The sequence below is a fragment of the Pseudomonas sp. UBA6562 genome, from assembly GCF_002434265.1.
Lineage (GTDB): Bacteria > Pseudomonadota > Gammaproteobacteria > Pseudomonadales > Pseudomonadaceae > Aquipseudomonas.
The window spans coordinates 16682-33681 of sequence record NZ_DJJS01000001.1; the positions used below are offsets into that span (position 1 = coordinate 16682).

14 protein-coding genes, 4 tRNA genes and 1 pseudogene are annotated in these 17000 nt (G+C 62.9%); 10 read left to right on the plus strand and 9 right to left on the minus strand.

Translation table 11 applies throughout. The features are described 5' to 3' along the window. The first annotated feature begins 144 nt into the window (after positions 1-144). The 7 genes from rluD to B4M43_RS00125 all read left to right on the plus strand — a co-directional run bounded on the left by rluD (position 145) and on the right by B4M43_RS00125 (position 6841). Positions 145-1107, plus strand: a complete 963-nt coding sequence (gene rluD, locus B4M43_RS00095) for a 23S rRNA pseudouridine(1911/1915/1917) synthase RluD (RefSeq protein ID WP_296262956.1) — start codon at positions 145-147, stop codon at positions 1105-1107. After that, positions 1104-1844, plus strand: a complete 741-nt coding sequence (gene pgeF, locus B4M43_RS00100) for a peptidoglycan editing factor PgeF (RefSeq protein WP_296262957.1) — start codon at positions 1104-1106, stop codon at positions 1842-1844. The genes rluD and pgeF overlap by 4 nt, the downstream gene beginning before the upstream one ends. A 123-nt stretch (positions 1845-1967) precedes the next feature. Continuing rightward, complete coding sequence (clpB, locus tag B4M43_RS00105) at positions 1968-4532, plus strand: ATP-dependent chaperone ClpB (protein ID WP_296262958.1); 2565 nt, start codon at positions 1968-1970, stop codon at positions 4530-4532. A 386-nt stretch (positions 4533-4918) separates the two neighbouring features. Then, positions 4919-4994 (plus strand) — tRNA-Asn (locus B4M43_RS00110). 4 nt (positions 4995-4998) lie between these two features. Next, positions 4999-5075 (plus strand) — tRNA-Pro (locus tag B4M43_RS00115). 6 nt (positions 5076-5081) lie between these two features. Continuing rightward, positions 5082-5157, plus strand: a tRNA-Lys gene (locus tag B4M43_RS00120). Positions 5158-5629: 472 nt separating this feature from the next. Continuing rightward, a complete protein-coding gene (locus tag B4M43_RS00125; RefSeq protein WP_296262960.1) occupies positions 5630-6841 on the plus strand; it encodes an MFS transporter in 1212 nt (403 codons plus the stop codon). A 189-nt stretch (positions 6842-7030) separates the two neighbouring features. On the opposite strand, the gene B4M43_RS00130 is transcribed toward B4M43_RS00125, so the two are convergent. The 6 genes from B4M43_RS00130 to B4M43_RS00155 all read right to left on the minus strand — a co-directional run bounded on the left by B4M43_RS00130 (position 7031) and on the right by B4M43_RS00155 (position 12283). Further along, a complete protein-coding gene (locus tag B4M43_RS00130) occupies positions 7031-8326 on the minus strand; it encodes an NAD(P)/FAD-dependent oxidoreductase (RefSeq protein ID WP_296262962.1) in 1296 nt (431 codons plus the stop codon). Positions 8327-8675: 349 nt separating this feature from the next. Next, a complete protein-coding gene (locus B4M43_RS00135) occupies positions 8676-9305 on the minus strand; it encodes a DUF1780 domain-containing protein (protein WP_296262964.1) in 630 nt (209 codons plus the stop codon). A gap of 84 nt (positions 9306-9389) precedes the next feature. Next, positions 9390-9590: a DNA gyrase inhibitor YacG gene (gene yacG, locus B4M43_RS00140; RefSeq protein ID WP_296262966.1), complete on the minus strand. Its 201-nt coding sequence runs from the start codon at positions 9588-9590 to the stop codon at positions 9390-9392. Then, positions 9587-10210 carry a dephospho-CoA kinase gene (gene coaE / locus B4M43_RS00145; RefSeq protein WP_296262967.1) on the minus strand — a complete coding sequence of 208 codons (624 nt, stop codon included), beginning with the start codon at positions 10208-10210 and terminating at the stop codon, positions 9587-9589. Before coaE ends, yacG begins: the two co-directional genes overlap by 4 nt. Then, complete coding sequence (locus tag B4M43_RS00150; protein ID WP_296262969.1) at positions 10210-11076, minus strand: prepilin peptidase; 867 nt, start codon at positions 11074-11076, stop codon at positions 10210-10212. Before B4M43_RS00150 ends, coaE begins: the two co-directional genes overlap by 1 nt. Before the next feature lies 1 nt (position 11077). Continuing rightward, positions 11078-12283: a type II secretion system F family protein gene (locus tag B4M43_RS00155; RefSeq protein WP_296262970.1), complete on the minus strand. Its 1206-nt coding sequence runs from the start codon at positions 12281-12283 to the stop codon at positions 11078-11080. 222 nt (positions 12284-12505) lie between these two features. On the opposite strand from B4M43_RS00155, the gene B4M43_RS00160 reads away from it, so the two are divergent. The 3 genes from B4M43_RS00160 to B4M43_RS00170 all read left to right on the plus strand — a co-directional run bounded on the left by B4M43_RS00160 (position 12506) and on the right by B4M43_RS00170 (position 13962). After that, positions 12506-12934, plus strand: a complete 429-nt coding sequence (locus B4M43_RS00160; protein ID WP_296262972.1) for a pilin — start codon at positions 12506-12508, stop codon at positions 12932-12934. 52 nt (positions 12935-12986) lie between these two features. Next, positions 12987-13062: transfer RNA gene (locus tag B4M43_RS00165), tRNA-Thr, on the plus strand. A gap of 681 nt (positions 13063-13743) precedes the next feature. Continuing rightward, entirely contained in the window at positions 13744-13962 is a 219-nt protein-coding gene (locus B4M43_RS00170; RefSeq protein WP_296262973.1) for a hypothetical protein, read from the plus strand. Between the two features lie 97 nt (positions 13963-14059). Here the strand turns inward: B4M43_RS00170 and B4M43_RS21035 are convergent, their stop codons facing one another. The 3 genes and pseudogenes from B4M43_RS21035 to B4M43_RS00180 all read right to left on the minus strand — a co-directional run bounded on the left by B4M43_RS21035 (position 14060) and on the right by B4M43_RS00180 (position 16975). Beyond that, entirely contained in the window at positions 14060-15118 is a 1059-nt protein-coding gene (locus B4M43_RS21035; protein WP_414707801.1) for a methyl-accepting chemotaxis protein, read from the minus strand. Positions 15119-15175: 57 nt separating this feature from the next. Next, a pseudogene (locus B4M43_RS21040) lies at positions 15176-15700 on the minus strand (MCP four helix bundle domain-containing protein); the annotation flags it as partial. Between the two features lie 357 nt (positions 15701-16057). Then, the gene (locus B4M43_RS00180; protein ID WP_296262977.1) at positions 16058-16975 is read right to left on the minus strand and encodes a DMT family transporter; all 918 of its coding nucleotides are present in this window, start codon (positions 16973-16975) and stop codon (positions 16058-16060) included. Positions 16976-17000 lie beyond the last annotated feature (25 nt).

A 17000-nucleotide genomic window follows, 5' to 3' on the forward strand; every position in this document is an offset into this window, starting at 1 on the left:
GCTTGCGTCCCTTTGACGGCCGCTGTCTTGGGCGGTGCCGTCCTGTTATGATGAGCGCCCCCGGAAAGACCCGGGGCAAAAGAAGCCGTATTTAACCACAAGCACGCAGCCGAAACCAAAGGCTGTACGCCCGCTGAATCGAGCATGTCCGAGATCATCCAACTTAGTGCAGAAGTCCCGTCCGAACTGGGCGGTCAACGCCTCGACCAGGTCGCCGCCCATTTGTTCGACGAGTACTCGCGTTCGCGCCTCTCGTCGTGGATCAAGGACGGCCGTCTGACGGTCGACGGTGCGGTGCTGCGCCCGCGCGATACCGTCCATGGCGGCTCGGTCCTGGTGCTCGAAGCCGAGCACGAAGCCCAGGGCGAATGGGAAGCCCAGGACATCGCGCTGGACATCGTCTACGAAGACGAGCACATCCTGGTCATCAACAAGCCGGCAGGGCTCGTCGTGCACCCGGCTGCCGGGCATGCCGACGGCACCCTGCTCAACGCCTTGTTGCACCATGTGCCGGACATCATCAACGTGCCGCGCGCCGGTATCGTGCACCGCCTGGACAAAGACACCACCGGTCTGATGGTGGTCGCCAAGACCCTGCAGGCGCAGACCAACCTGGTCGATCAGTTGCAGCGCCGCAGCGTCAGCCGCGTATATGAATGCATCGTGCTCGGCGTGGTCACCGCAGGCGGCAAGATCGACGCGCCCATCGGCCGCCACGGCGGTCAGCGCCAGCGCATGGCGATCACCGAAGGCGGCAAGCCGGCCATCAGCCACTACCGTGTGCTGGAGCGGTTCCGCCTGCACACCCATGTGCGGGTCAAGCTGGAAACCGGGCGTACCCACCAGATCCGTGTGCACATGGCCCACGTCAACTTCCCGTTGATCGGCGACCAGACCTACGGCGGTCGCTTCCGTATCCCGCCTGCCGCCAGCCCGACCCTGGTCGATGCGCTCAAGACCTTCCCGCGCCAGGCGCTGCATGCCCGCTTTCTCAAGCTGGTGCACCCAGCCACGGGCGAGACCATCGGCTGGGAGTCGCCGTTGCCGGACGATTTCGTCTGGTTGCTGTCGCTGCTCAAGCAAGACCGTAGCGACTTCATCGGATGACACCCCTGGCGCAGGCACTGTTGTTTCCCGACTGGCCCGCGCCGGCCAACGTCGGCGCCTGCGTCACTACGCGTGCGGGCGGCGTCAGCCTGCCGCCTTATGACACCTTCAACCTTGGCGACCATGTCGGCGATGCGCCGCAAGCGGTGGCCGAGAATCGCCAGCGCTTGAGCAGCACCTTGCAGGTGCGTCCGGCCTGGCTCAAACAGGTGCACGGGGTAGACGTGGCGCACGCCGATCCCGAGCGGGTGTGCCAGGCCGACGCCTGCTGGACTTCCACTCCCGGCATCGCCTGCACCGCCATGACCGCCGACTGCCTGCCCGTGCTGTTCTGCGACCGCGCCGGCAGCCGCGTGGCGGCGGCCCATGCCGGCTGGCGCGGGTTGGCGGCGGGTGTGCTGGAGGCCACGCTCGACACCTTGGCGATCGCGCCCGACCAAGTGCTGGTCTGGCTCGGCCCGGCCATAGGCCCGCAGGCGTTCGAAGTCGGGCTGGAAGTGCGCGAGGCCTTCACCCGTCAGCATCCCGAAGCGCACACAGCGTTCGTGCCTGGCGAACAGCCTGGCAAGCTGCTGGCCGACATCTACGCCCTGGCGCGTATCCGTCTGGCCGCCCGGGGCATCACCGCCGTTTATGGCGGCGGCCTTTGTACTGTCTCCGACCCACGCTTCTATTCCTACCGCCGCACGCCACAAGGCGGGCGCTTCGCCTCTTTGGTCTGGCTCAAGCCGCGCTGACCTGCATCAACCCCACTGCGCTTGAATCTTCCAGAATCAACCTCATCTATTGGTTATCTCTGGCAGGTTTCTTCATCAGGTGTGTCCATCGCTCCGGCCTGCCCTTATTAGGAAGGTACTCCCATGCGCATAGACCGTTTGACCAGCAAGTTACAACTGGCGTTATCCGATGCCCAATCCCTGGCCGTTGGCATGGACCACCCTGCCATCGAGCCGCTGCATCTATTGCAGGCCCTGATCGACCAGCAAGGCGGCTCGATCAAGCCGCTGCTGATGCAGGTCGGCTTCGACGTCAATGCCCTGCGCCAGGCCTTGGTCGGTGCCCTCGACCAACTGCCGAAGATCCAGAACCCTACTGGCGACGTCAACATGTCGCAGGATCTCGCACGTCTGCTCAACCAGGCCGACCGTCTGGCGCAGCAGCGCGGCGACCAGTTCATCTCCAGCGAACTGGTGCTGCTGGCGGGCATGGACGAGAACAGCAAACTGGGCAAACTGCTGCTCAGCCAAGGCGTGAGCAAGAAGGCCCTGGAAAACGCCATCAACAACCTGCGCGGCGGCGCGGCCGTCAACGACGCCAACGCCGAAGAGTCGCGCCAGGCACTGGACAAGTACACCGTCGACCTGACCAAGCGCGCCGAGGAAGGCAAGCTGGACCCGGTGATCGGCCGCGACGACGAGATCCGCCGCACCGTGCAGGTCTTGCAACGCCGCACCAAGAACAACCCGGTGCTGATCGGCGAGCCAGGCGTGGGCAAGACTGCCATTGCCGAAGGCCTGGCCCAGCGCATCATCAATGGCGAAGTGCCCGATGGCCTCAAGGGCAAGCGCCTGCTGGCGCTGGACATGGGCGCACTGATCGCTGGCGCCAAGTACCGCGGCGAATTCGAAGAGCGCCTAAAGGGCCTGCTCAACGAGCTGTCCAAGCAGGAAGGGCAGATCATCCTGTTCATCGACGAACTGCACACCATGGTCGGCGCCGGCAAGGGCGAAGGTGCGATGGATGCCGGCAACATGCTCAAGCCGGCCCTGGCGCGCGGCGAGCTGCACTGCGTCGGTGCCACCACCTTGAACGAGTACCGCCAGTTCATCGAGAAGGACGCCGCTCTGGAGCGCCGCTTCCAGAAGGTGCTGGTCGAGGAGCCGAGCGAGGAAGACACCATCGCCATCCTGCGTGGCCTGAAGGAACGCTATGAAGTGCACCACAAGGTCGCCATCACCGATGGCGCGATCATCGCCGCGGCCAAGCTCAGCCATCGCTACATCACCGACCGCCAGTTGCCGGACAAAGCCATCGACCTGATCGACGAGGCCGCCAGCCGCATCCGCATGGAGATCGACTCCAAGCCCGAAGTGCTCGACCGCCTCGACCGCCGTCTGATCCAGTTGAAGGTGGAGTCTCAGGCGCTGAAGAAGGAGCAGGACGAGCCGGCGAAGAAACGCCTGGAAAAGCTCACCGAGGAAATCGAGCGTCTGGAGCGCGAGTATTCCGACCTGGAAGAAATCTGGGCTTCGGAGAAAGCCGAAGTACAAGGTTCCGCGCAGATCCAGCAGAAGATCGAGCAAGCCCGTCAGGAACTGGAAGCCGCACGGCGCAAGGGCGACCTGAGCCGCATGGCCGAGCTGCAGTACGGGGTCATCCCGGACCTGGAGCGCAGCCTGCAGATGGTCGACCAGCACGGCAAAACCGAAAACCAGTTGCTGCGCAACAAGGTGACCGAGGAAGAGATCGCCGAAGTAGTGTCGAAATGGACCGGCATTCCGGTCTCGAAGATGCTCGAAGGCGAGCGTGACAAGCTGCTGAAGATGGAAGGGTTGCTGCACCAACGCGTGATTGGCCAGGAAGAAGCGGTGATCGCCGTGGCCAACGCCGTGCGCCGTTCGCGTGCCGGGTTGTCCGATCCGAACCGGCCTAGCGGCTCGTTCATGTTCCTCGGCCCGACCGGGGTGGGCAAGACCGAGCTGTGCAAAGCCTTGGCCGAATTCCTCTTCGATACCGAAGAGGCCATGGTGCGCATCGACATGTCCGAGTTCATGGAGAAACATTCCGTGGCACGGCTGATCGGTGCGCCGCCAGGTTATGTCGGCTACGAGGAGGGCGGTTATCTGACCGAAGCTGTGCGGCGCAAGCCTTACTCGGTGGTGCTGCTCGACGAGGTGGAAAAAGCCCACCCGGACGTGTTCAACGTCTTGCTGCAAGTGCTCGAAGACGGACGCCTGACCGACAGCCACGGGCGTACCGTGGACTTCCGCAACACGGTGATCGTGATGACCTCCAACCTGGGCTCGGCGCAGATCCAGGAACTGGTCGGCGATCGTGATGCGCAGCGTGCGGCGGTGATGGATGCGGTGAGTTCGCACTTCCGTCCGGAGTTCATCAACCGGATCGACGAAGTGGTGGTGTTCGAACCGCTCGGCCGCGAGCAGATCGCCGGCATCACCGAGATCCAGTTGGGCCGGCTGCGCAGCCGCCTGGCAGAGCGCGAGCTGACGCTGAACCTGCAACCCGAGGCCATCGACAAGCTCATCGCCGTCGGCTACGACCCGGTATATGGCGCGCGGCCGCTGAAACGGGCGATCCAACGCTGGATCGAAAACCCGCTGGCGCAGCTGATCTTGTCGGGCACCTTCATGCCGGGCACGGCGATTACCGGCAAAGTGGAGGCGGACGAGATCGTCTTCGAGTAAAAACCGTTGCTCCCGAACCCCGCCCAGGCGGGGTTCTTTTTGTCTGAGCCTGGCATGCAGCGGGCGTCAGCCCCGTAAAATCGAGGCTTCCCAGGGTTTTTGGATAACTTGCTGAAAAATGTGATTTTTTTGCTTGCATCCGATTTCGAGTGCCCCTAATATACGCCGCGTTGTCAGGCACTAAGCGAATCACCAGCAGCATCGGGGCTCGCAAAACTTACTTAGAAATCAGTAAGTTGAATGAAAAAAAGTGGTTGACAAGCAAAACGAAGAATGTAGAATAGCCGGCCTCAGCAGCGATAACGCGAAAGCGGATAGCCAAAGAGATCGAAGATGAAACAAACTTCGAAGCAGTAAAAAGCAGTAAAGATGTACCGAAGTTCAGTTCCGCGATAGCTCAGTCGGTAGAGCAAATGACTGTTAATCATTGGGTCCCTGGTTCGAGTCCAGGTCGCGGAGCCAATCTCGGGGTGTAGCGCAGTCCGGTAGCGCGCCTGCTTTGGGAGCAGGATGTCAGGAGTTCGAATCCCCTCACCCCGACCATTTTTAGGGTCGTTAGCTCAGTTGGTAGAGCAGTTGGCTTTTAACCAATTGGTCGTAGGTTCGAATCCTACACGACCCACCATTTTCAAGATGACGAAGCGATGTGTAAGTCGCTTGTTAGCCGAAAATGTGAAGAAGCCCGCCTTAATGGCGGGCTTTTTCGTGTGCGCTCGAAAAACCAAGCTCACTCACCCTTAACTCATCGGCATGAGCCAAATCCTAATCCCGAACATTACGACATGTAGGAGCGGCCGGCCGGCGTTCCGGTTCAGCCGCGATGGGCTGCGAAGCAGCCCCGATACAGGCGCTGCGAAACCTGCAGGATGGGACCGACCTTGCCAAATATTGCGGACGACCCGAAGCGCCAGCCGCCTCTATGCCCTACACCCATCTGCATTGAACTGAAGTGCTCTACTCAGAAGTAACGGGATGTTGCCAACCAACCCGTTGTGTTTGAATGCAGTAGCACTCGCGCAAACGAACACGGCAACGTGCGCCACGACGCACACGCCCACTTGAGCACACTCCCCATCCCTATCGCAGGAGCGAAGGCAATGCAGTGGCAGCGGAACCTGGCAATCTGTTTCTTCGGATCGTTCGTCAACATCATCGCCATGACCGTTCTACTGCCTTTCCTGCCTATCTACGTAGAACATCTAGGCGCCACAGGCGATGCCGAAATCGCCCGCTGGTCCGGCATCGCCTACGCCGCCACCTTCCTCAGCGCCGCTTTGGTCGCACCTTTGTGGGGCCATCTGGCCGACCGCTACGGCAGTCGCCAGAACTTGATCCGTGCCAGTTTCGGCATGGTGGTCAGCATGGGGCTGATCGGCATGGCGCAAAACGTCGAACAACTGGTGGCGTTGCGTCTGCTGGTCGGGCTCGCCGGTGGCTACACCTCCGGCTCCTATGTCCTGGTCGCGGCGCAGACGCCCAAGGAGCGTTCCGGCTGGGCGCTGGGCATGCTGTCGTCGGGCATCATGGCGGGAGGGTTGGTGGGCCCGCTGCTGGGCGGTGTGCTGCCCACGGTCATGGACATCCGCACCATCTTTCTGGGCGCCAGCGGTCTGATCTTCTTCAACTTCCTGGCCACTTGCCTGTTCATCACCTCGCCCAAGGGGGTGACGAAAAGCAGCAAGGCGAAGGTCGCCAGTGAAGCCGTGGTGCGGCCCGACATGTCCGTCGTGCTGACCATGCTGCTGGTGGCGATGATCCTGATGATGGCCAACATGTCGATCGAGCCGATCGTCACGCTGTACGTGCGCACCCTCGGCGTCGACACACAATCGGTGACCTGGCTGGCAGGCCTGTGCATGGCAGCCTCGGCCTTGGGCAGCATCCTTTCGGCGCCGCGCTTGGGCAAGTTGGCCGACCGGATCGGCGCTTTGAAGGTAGTGGTGGTGTGCTTGGGCGTCGCCGGTTTGCTACTGATCCCGCAGGCGTTGGTTACCGAGGTCTGGCAGCTTATCGTGCTGCGTCTGGCAATGGGGCTGGCCCTGGGCGGGTTGATTCCCTGCGTGTTGGCGGTGATCCGGCAGAACGTCGGGGCGAACAAGGTCGGCAAGATGCTGGGCTATGCGACCTCGGCACAGTACCTGGGACAAGTCGTCGGGCCTGTGCTCGGCGGGTTTGCGGCCGGTTCGTTGGGCCTGCGTTTCGTTTTCGGTGCGACCAGCCTGGTGCTGTTGGTAACGGCCGGATGGTGCCTGCTGTTGCTGCTGCGCAGTCGGCGCGCGGCCGATGGCGCCCAACTCAGCGAGGGCTGAGGTCGGCACGTGATCCAGATGGCTCAAGCTCGAGCGTCTGGTTTAGCTGTGTGAGCGACGGCTCGCAGAGGGGACGTTAGCCATGCGTCGCCCGCCCTGAAATAGCCGTGCAACGACAGCTTGAGGCAAGGTGGCGTTGAAACTCGCCAAGCCCGCGCGGCCCTCGACCAGACCGCGCGGGTGCAGACATCAGTGCAGCTTGAGCCGCGGCTCGGTACCTCGGCCGATCTTGCTGCCCAGCATCATCAACGCCGTGCGGAAGAACCCGTACAGCGCCACTTGGTGCATACGGTACAGCGACACGTAGAACATCCGCGCCAGCCAGCCCTCGAGCTTCACACTGCCCATCAGGTTACCCATGAGGTTGCCCACCGCAGTGAAGCGCGACAACGACACCAGCGAGCCGTAGTCCTTGTACGCGTAGGTCGGCAGCGGCTTGTTTTCCAGCCGCGCAGTCAGGCTCTTGACCAGCATCGACGCCTGCTGGTGCGCCGCCTGGGCGCGTGGCGGCACGGTGCGGTCGCTGTCCGGCTGCGGGCAGGCCGCGCAGTCGCCAAAGGCGAAGATATCGTCGTCCAAGGTGGTTTGCAGGGTAGGGCGCACCACCAACTGGTTGATGCGGTTGCTTTCCAGCCCGTCGATACCCTTGAGGAACGCCGGCGCACGGATGCCCGCCGCCCAGACCTTCAAGCTCGCCTGAATGACTTCGCCACTGCTGGTCTTGAGGCTGTCGGCCGTCACTTCGCTGACCGACGCGCCGGTCATCACCGTGACGCCGAGTTTTTCCAGGGTGCGGTGTACCGGCTTGCTGATGCGCTCGGGCAACGCCGGCAGCACGCGCGGGCCGGCCTCGATCAAGGTGATGTGCATGTCTTGCGGCTGGATGCTGTCCAGGCCATAGGCCGCCAGCTCGTGGGCGGCATGGTGCAGCTCAGCCGCCAGTTCCACACCCGTGGCGCCCGCGCCGACGATGGCCACGCTGATCTTTTCGCTGGCCACATCGCCGGCATGGGCGCGCAGGTAGTGGTTGAGCAGTTGCTGATGGAAGCGCTCGGCCTGCTTGCGTGTGTCGAGGAACAGGCAGTGCTGCGCAGCGCCCAGGGTGCCGAAGTCATTGGTATTGCTGCCCACGGCAATGACCAGGGTGTCGTAGCCCAGGGTGCGCGCCGGCAGCAGTTCGCGGCCTTCTTCGTCCAGGGTGGCGGCGAGCTGGATCATCTTGCTCTGGCGATCCAGGCCACTCATGCGCCCGAGCTGGAAATTGAAGTGGTTCCACTTGGCCTGGGCGACGTAGTTGAGCTCGTCGTCCGACGAGTTAAGCGAGCCGGCGGCCACCTCGTGCAGCAGCGGCTTCCAGATGTGGGTCAGGTTGGCGTCGACCAGGGTCACTTCGGCCTGCTTGCGCTTGCCCAGGCCTTTGCCCAGGCGGGTCGCCAGTTCCAGGCCCCCGGCGCCGCCGCCGACGATCACGATACGATGAGTCATGGAGACATCCCTTAAGGTTGAAAAATGCTTGGCCGCAAGGGCCGGCGTCAGCGCGGGCGAGGGGAGGGCGAGCGCGAAGCGGCTCATAGCACCAGTCCCCAAAGCGATTGGCTGAACGATCTTGGAGCGTCGACCGCAGCCACCCGCTTGTGGAGCCAGGGCTCGACACGTTGCAGGGGCTGACAGGTATGGATCGGTGCGGCACTGATCGTGGCGATTCAGGCAGCGGCTCATGAATGGGCCTCAGGTAGACGCATGTGACTGCGCAAACGCCACAGTGTTCTGGCAATGGGGCGATGATAAGCCTTTTCATCCATACCGTGGAAATGTGTCCAACGGTCGGGTTGGCCTACAGGCTGATGCCCACGTCGAAGACGATGCTGCGGCCCAGGTTGCTGCGCAGAAAGTCCGGCGCGTTGGGGTGGGCGAACAGCACGCGGGCGAAGGTCGGCCCCACCAGCGACAGCGAACGCCAGCCCTGGCGCAGGTACTCGGTGGGCGGCGGGAAGTGGCTGTTGAGGTCGAGCACTTCGCGCTTGAGGCTGGCGAAGGCGATGATGTCCAGGTCGCCGAGGTCCAGCCCACGCTCGACATAGTTGTGGGCTTTCTTGCGCAAGGTCGGCCCCAGGCGCGCCAGCAGCTCTTGGGCGCTGATGCGTCGCGGCCGGGCTTCGCGGCGGACCAGTTGCGCGAGAGAGAAGGCGCTGCGCCGACGTTGCAGCTCTTCGCGCCATTCGTCGTTCAGGCGCCGACCTTCGTCGAGCACGAAGAACACTTCGAAGGCGGCGTCGTGGAACAGCACGTCGGGCGGTTCCTGCCCGGCCGGTGTGAAGTCTTCGTTGCGGTAGGCTATGTTCAGGCCTTGCAGCAGGCGCTGGCAGACCCAACGCTCACGCTCCCATTTGCGGGCATTGGAAAGAAAGGCGTTGGCCTGTTCGGCCTGGATGGTGAGCAGGCGCAGGTAGTCTGAGTCGTCCATGCACTGAGCTTAGCTGCTATCGATGACGGTAAGATGCTGTTTGCGCGTGAAAAAAGCGCCTCGTCCCGGCAAGGCGCTTTTGGATCAGTGGCGCGGCTCCAGGTCGCCCGAATACAGCTCGTCTTCGGCTTCGGGCGCGGCGGGAATCTTGTGCTCTTCGGCGGCCCAGGCGCCCAGGTCGATCAGTTTGCAGCGGTCGGAACAGAACGGCCGGTGGGTGTTGGCCGCCTTCCATTCCACGGGGGCGCCACAGGTGGGGCAGTCTACGGTCAGTGGCTGGCTCATGGCTGGCCTCCTTTCAAAGTCAGGTAAAAGTGGTGCAGCCGGTCGATCTGCTCGCGCAGCCAGAGCACGTCCCGGTCATTGACCACGACGTCGTCGGCATGTCGCAAACGGTCTTCGCGTTTGAGCTGCGCCTTGAAGATCGCTTCCACCTGCGCAGGGTTGGTACCGTCGCGCTGCAAGGTGCGCTGCATCTGCAACTCATGCGGTGCGTCGATCACCAGAATGCGCTGGGTCTTGGCGTACTGCCCTGATTCGATCAGCAAAGGCGAGACGTACACCGCATAGGGCGACTCGCCCTTGGCCAGGTAACTGAAGATTTCCTGGCCGATCAATGGGTGCAGCAAGGCTTCGAGCCAGCGGCGTTGCTCGGGGTCGGCGAAGATCAGCGCGCGTAGGGCGGGGCGGTTGAGCTGGCCGTCGTCCAGCAGTACGCCCGCGCCGAAGCGTTCGACGATGCTCGCCAAGGCCGGCCGGCCTGGCTCCACCACCCAACGCGCTGCCTGGTCCGCATCGACCAGGTGCACGCCCAGCTCGACGAAGCGCTCGGCGGCCGCGCTCTTGCCGCTGCCGATGCCGCCCGTCAGGCCCAGAATCCAAGGGGGAAATGCCGCAGTGCTCATCAGATGCCGATCATGTGCAGGTAGGAAGTGTGTATTTCATCATTCCACAGCAGCATGATCCACCCCGCCGTGGCCAGGCAGGGGCCGAAAGGCATTTCATGGCTTGGGCGGGCGTGGCCTCGGCGTATCAGATAAAGGCCGATCAGCGCGCCGCCGACCGAGGCCATCAGCAGGGTGAAGGGCAGTATGTGCACGCCGCCCCAGGCGCCCAGCAGGGCCAGGAGCTTGAAGTCGCCGTAGCCCATGCCGTCTTTGCCGGTGGCGAGTTTGTAGAGCCAGAACAATGTCCATAGGCTGAGGTAGCCGGCTGCAGCGCCCCATAGCGCGCTCTGTGGCGTGACGTGCACATCGAAGGTGTTGACCAGAAGCCCGAGCCAAAGCACCGGCAGTACGATGACATCGGGTAGCAGCTTGTTCTCTAGGTCGATCAGGCTGAGGCTCAACAGCGCCCAAGTGACCAATAGCAGCGTCAATGCCTGCCCACCCGGCCCCACGCGCCAGGCGACCAACGCGGACAACACCGCGCTCAGCAGTTCCACGAGCGGATAGCGCGGGCTGATGGCCCTAGAGCAGCTCGAACAGCGGCCTCGCAGAATCAGATAGCTCAGAATCGGTACGTTTTCCCAGACGCGTAGGCCATGGTTGCACCGGGGGCAGTGCGAGCCGGGCCACGCCAGATTGAAGCGGCGCCGCTTCTTGATCGGCAGTTCCAGCATGCCCTGCGCTTCCGCACGCCATCGGCGGTGCAGCATGATCGGCAGTCGATGCGCCACCACGTTGATGAAGCTGCCGACCAGCAGCCCCAAGAGACCGGCGAAAAAGGTGAACAGGCCAGGGTCGTCCATCAGCAACATCCAGGCCCGCATCTCAGAACAAGCTCCCCAGCTGGAAGATAGGCAAGTACATCGCCACCACCAACCCGCCGACCAGCACACCAAGCACCAGCACGATCGCCGGCTCCAGCAAGGTGGACAACTGGTCCATCGACTGCCCGACCCGCACCTCATAGTGGTTGGCCGCGTTGTCCAGCATCAGGTCCAAGGTGCCGCTGCTCTCGCCAATGGCGATCATCTGCACCAGCATGGCCGGAAACACCCGTTCCGCCGCCATCGCCTGGTTCAGCCCCAACCCATTGGCCATGCCCCGGCGCAAGCGCAGCACCGCGTGTTCGTGCAGCTCGTAGCCGCAGGCCTTGGCCACGCTTTCCAAGGCATCCAGCAGTGCGACCCCGGCGCCATAGGCCGTACCCAAACTACGGCAGAACCGCGCCAGCGCCGCCTCGCCCAACAGCGTGCCCAGCACCGGCAGCGCCAGCACCCGTTCGAGCATCCACTGCCGCGCCGGCGCATGCCTGCGATACAGCCAGCGCAGCGCCAGGCCAGACAATACGGTGATGATCGAGGCGGCCCCCGCGTAATGCGCCAACCCCTCGGACAGGTCGATCACCCACTGCGTGAAGGGCGGCAACGCCTTGTCGAAACTGGCGAACAGCCCTTGAAAGCGCGGCACTACCTCCAACAGCAGCAACGCCGCAACACCCAAACCCGTGAGCAGCAGAATCGCCGGATAGGTCGTCGCCTTGCGTACCTTGCGCCGCAATACTTGCCGCCGCTCCAGCACCCCTGCGAGCTGCTCCAGCTGCCGCTCCAAGGTGCCCGACTGCTCGCCCACCCGCACCAGGTTGCAATACAGCGCATCGAACCACGCCGGGTGCTGCTGCATGGCATCGGCCAGCGACAGCCCCGCCGACACCTGCTGATGCAAACGCTTGAGCAATGCCGCCAGGCTGGCGTCCGCCCCGGCGCGGCCCATCACCTCGAAGCTTTGCAACAAGGGAATACCGGCGCTGAGCAAGGTCGCCAGTTGCCGGCTGAAACCCGCAGGGTCCGCCTTGGTCATTTGCGGCCAGCGCCATTGCCGTTGCCCGGCAGGCCGCACCTTGGCCACCCGAATGCCTTGCGCCTCCAGCCGAGCGCGCACGAACATCGGACTGCGTCCCGGGTGCTGGCCGCTTACGGTCGCACCTTGGGCATCGACGCCTTCCCAGGCGAACAGGGGTAGAGATCGAGTCATGGGAAATCCTTTTCCATCTCGTGAAAGGGCAGGGGTCCAACCCCTGGGAAAACTCCCGCAACAGCTTGTGCCGTGCACGGGGCGAGAGGCTCACTAGAGTAGTGCAGCGGACACGAAGTCCGTCCCCGCGAGCGTGACAAAAGGTTGCCGGGCCGTTACCCATACGGGCCTCCCGGCCCCATGTTCACGCCACGGGCCAACGCACTGACCAAGGAGCTAGCCATGCAGCAACAACGTGGTATCACCCTGATCGAGCTGATGATCGTGGTAGCGATCATCGGTATCCTGGCGACCATCGCCATTCCCAGCTACACCAGCCACCAGGCGCGCTCGAAGGCGGCCGCGGCGCTGTTGGAAATCTCGGCGTTGAAGACGCCCATGGACCTGCGCTTGGTGGAGGGCAAGGACGTCGCCGATGTCACCGCGCTCGGCGGCCAAGCGGCGACCGGGCACTGCGCGATCACGGCGGTGGGCGATGCGGCGGCAGGGACGGGAAGCCTGGAATGCACGCTAGTCGAGGCGCCGGCGAGCATCCTTGGCAGAACGCTGACGTTGACCCGTACAGGCGCGGGGTGGAGCTGCGCCACGACGGTGGAGGAGGACCTGGCGCCCAGTGGGTGTGTGGCGGCGGGTGGGGCGGGGAATTCGTGAGTTGAAACATAGGTTTGCGTAACGTTCGCGGCAATGGTACGTTGCGCAACACGCCGGTGTAGCTCAGTCGGTAGAGCAGCGCACTCGTAACGCGAAGGTCGCAGGTTCGATTCCTGTCTCCGGCACCAGAAATAGGTTTCTAGCGGTCCACGACCGCCTACGAAGCATCCAACAAAGCCCGCCCAGTGCGGGCTTTGTTGTTTATGTCCATCTCGTTTTGTCTCTGACCATCTACCGGTTTTCGGTATATGCCGATTCGATGAGAAAACGCATACCTGTGGCTCGCGCTGTTACACCATTATCAGACCCAAATGCGAGGCCGCTAAGCCGCGAGACAAGGATTACACCCTGTTCGATGGTCAAGGCCGTAATCCGCTTGCCCTACGAATGTAGCGCAACAAGCTTGCACAACCCCACCCACCCGAATAAATTACCCCGTCGCCGAAGCATCGGCGATGCGACCTTGGCCGGTCGGAATCGAAAGGCGCAGCAGCGCCCAGTCTTCACCTCAGGCGCTTTTTTTGCGCCCGCGGTGTCGTGTTATGGCGGTGGTGCGTGGGACACCTTCGGGTGTGCCGGGCTCCTTTCGTCCCGGTCGGCCAACCCGCGTACCGCTGCCACCTCTACTTGCTTGGCCGCAAGCGGTGGCAGTTCCACTACGAAAGGAACTCATGAATGACCACCCGAAGCCGCTTCAAAATCCCCGCATCCGCTCACCGCCACCACTCTTGGTGCGTACTCGCGCTTCAGCGCCTTAGCTTGCCCAGTAGCTTGGTTCACATTCCTTCTGAATCCAAGAGGGCCGACCCGTGACCGACCAAGAGCAACTATCCAAAATTCAAAGCTACGCCTGGACGCTCGAACTACTAAGCGAAGCCCTGATCGACCACGATGAAACGCTGGAATGCGACCCCGACGCTCCTTCGGCTTTCCGCAAAACCGCAGGCATCCACCAAGCGATCAAGATCATCAGCCAGCTAGCGGGCGAGGAGTGCGGAAAGCTGATCAGCCCCAGAGACAAGACCTGACCTGATCTGACCGATTAGAGCCACACGCTGCCGCCAGCCCGCAGCTGGCGCAGCCCCAGGCCTAACAAACCCAATCGACAGCCAGGCCTACTCGCCATCACCGCACCTTAAACATCGCCACCTTCTCCGCCAACCGCTCCGCCAACTCCGTCAACTCCCGACTCGACGAAGCCACCTGCATCGACCCGGTCGCCGTCTGCACCGTCGACCCATGAATCCGCGTCAAATTCTGCGCCACATCCTCCGCCACCGCACTCTGCTGCACCGAAGCACTAGCAATCTGCGCATTCATATCGTTCAACGCCCCCACCTCCTGGCTGATCCGCGCCAGCGCCTGCTGCGCATCGCGCGTCTGGCTCACCGTAGAGTCCGCCAGCTCGCAACTGCTACGCATGGTCCGGCTGGCCGCCTCGGTCCCCGTCTGCAAGCTGCTGATCATCTCGCGAATCTCCTCGGTCGACTGCTGCGTGCGGTTGGCCAGCGACCGCACCTCATCCGCCACCACCGCGAAACCCCGACCATGCTCACCCGCACGCGCGGCTTCGATAGCAGCGTTCAGGGCCAGCAAGTTGGTCTGCGAAGCGATGGAGTTGATCACATCCACCACGGTCCCAATCCGCTCGCCCTGACGCGACACTTCTTCCACGGTGTCGGTGGTGTCGGCCAAAGTGGTCGCCAACTGCTCGATGGCTGAGGTGGAGCTAGCGACCAGACGGTTGCCTTGCTCCACTTCCTGGTCGGCCTGGCGGGTGGCCTCGGCCGCTTTGGCCGCATAGCCGGACACTTCGTTGACGGTGGCTGCCATTTGCGCGATGGCCGTGGCCACCTGCTGGGTTTCGTGGGTTTGCAGGCCGATCTGTTCGTTGTTGGCGCTGGAAGTCTGCGACAGTTGGGTGGACGACTGGTTGACCGCCTGTGCGGCCAGGCGCACCTGGGCGATGGTGTCGGCCAGGCGGTCTTGCGCGGTCTTGAGTACGCCCATCACGCTGCGCGGGTAGGGCGTGTCGATGGTCTGGCACAGATCGCCTGCCGCCAGGCGTTCGATGGCCTGGCCGACGTCGGTAGGCTCGGCGCCGAGGGTCGAGCGCACGAAGCGCATGATCACCATGGCCAGCAGGATGCTCAGCACCAGGGCCACGCCGGTGGCGCCCAGCATCAGGCCGCGGAATTGGCTGGCGGTGTTTTGCACTTCGTTCAACTGTTGCTTGATCGACGCTTCTTCATGGTCGATCAGTGCGTTGACGCGCTTGAGCCATTCGCTGTAGTCGGCCGAGGTCTCGCGCAGCAGCAGGGCTTGCGCGCCGGCGATGTCGCCGGCTTGGCGCAGGTCGAGCACGGCCTTGGAGGAGGCGAGGGTACGGGTTTCGATTTCCTTGATCGCTTGCAGCAGTTGCTGCTCGTTCGGTGACACGCCGCGTTCGGCAAAGAGTTGGTCCATGGGGCCGGCCGAGTCGGTGTAGGCCTTTTGCAGGTCGGTCATCTCCGTCAGGTGGCGGGCCAGGTCGCGGTCGTTGTCGACCAGCACGGCGTCGCGGATGGCGATGGCGCGGTTGTGCACGCTGCCGCGGAAGTTGATCGCGTAACGCTGGATCTTGGCGGCGTTTTCACTGACGTGTTCCAGCGTCGAGTCGATGAAGCCGACCCGTTGCATGCCAACGGCGGTGACCAGCACGAGCAGCGAGACGATGGCGGCGAAGCCAAGGCCGATACGGGTAGCGAGGGGGATGGGTCTGTTCATGCCTGGGTAAACCTGCGCGGGCGGGAGGGGTGCCGGACCGAGTACTGGCGTAAAGCCAGATAATGGCAAAGCGATAGTATGTAGTGACAGCCGCCTGCGCTAATTGATCCTTAGCATTTGTCACGATAGGGAAGGGCTATTCGAAGGTGGATCAGCGCAGGGGCCGAACGCGTCGTGTAGACGACCGTGGTCAATCGATGAATGGTCATCGAAAAGGTTCGTGCCCCCAGAGGAAAGATCCTTGCCTGCGGCGTCACCCCGAACTGCGAAGGCAGATGCAGAGCTTTCGATGACCATATCCATGCAACTGCTTGAAGGATGGATCGCCGCGCTGCAAACGATGGCCTTACGGCGCTATCAAGAAACGGCCGCCGTCGCCTTCGGCCGCCAGAACGACCATTTCCGACTGGCGAGAATGCACGACGCAAAGATCAACCCGCCCCCTATCCAGCCTTGAACGGTGATGGGTTCATTGAGCCAGAGCATCGCAAATAGCCCGCCGAACAAGGGTTCGCTGCCCATCAGCAGCGAAACCCGGGTCGGGTTGCTGCGCTTTATCGCGTAGTTCTGGGCGAAAAAAGCGAACAGCGTGCACGCCAGGACCAAGTAGGCGATGTAGCTCCAAAAAGCCGTCGGGCCGGACACCTCGGCAAGGCTTTGCATCGGCGTCGGTAGAGTGATGAGCGCCAACAACACGCAACCCACTGCAACGACCCCAGACTGCAACGCGGTCACAGCCAAGGCTGGAATCTGGCTGCATTGCACGACGCGCTTGACCAGGCACACCTGCACGGCTCTGCACACTGCGGCCAGCAAGATCAGTGCATCCCCCACGTTCATTCCGAACTCGCCGTGCAGTGCCATCAGCGCAGCCCCGACCATGGAGATGCCTACAGCCAACCACTCCAGTCGGGTCGGCCTTCTGTTCAGCCATATCCACTCGACCAAAGGCGTGAGCATCACGCACAGGCTGATGAGGAACGCCGCGTTCGTGGCAGAGGTATGGAGCACTCCAAACGTCTCGCTCAGGAAAATCCCCAGTAGCAGGAGCCCTGTGCTCAGCAATCCCAAGTATTCGCGCCACGACAATCCAGCCAGTTGCCGTAGCGCCGGGCTCAGGAGGACGAAGGTGATCGTGAACCTCAGGGCGAGCAACCCCAGCACCGGGTAAAACACCAGGGCCGATTTCACGACCCCATAGCTCGTGCCCCATACCACCGCCACGGCTAGCAGCATGAGGTCGCTGACGAGTAACGATTTACGCTGGCTGTCCATGGGCAGGCCCCTGTTGTAGAGGCGG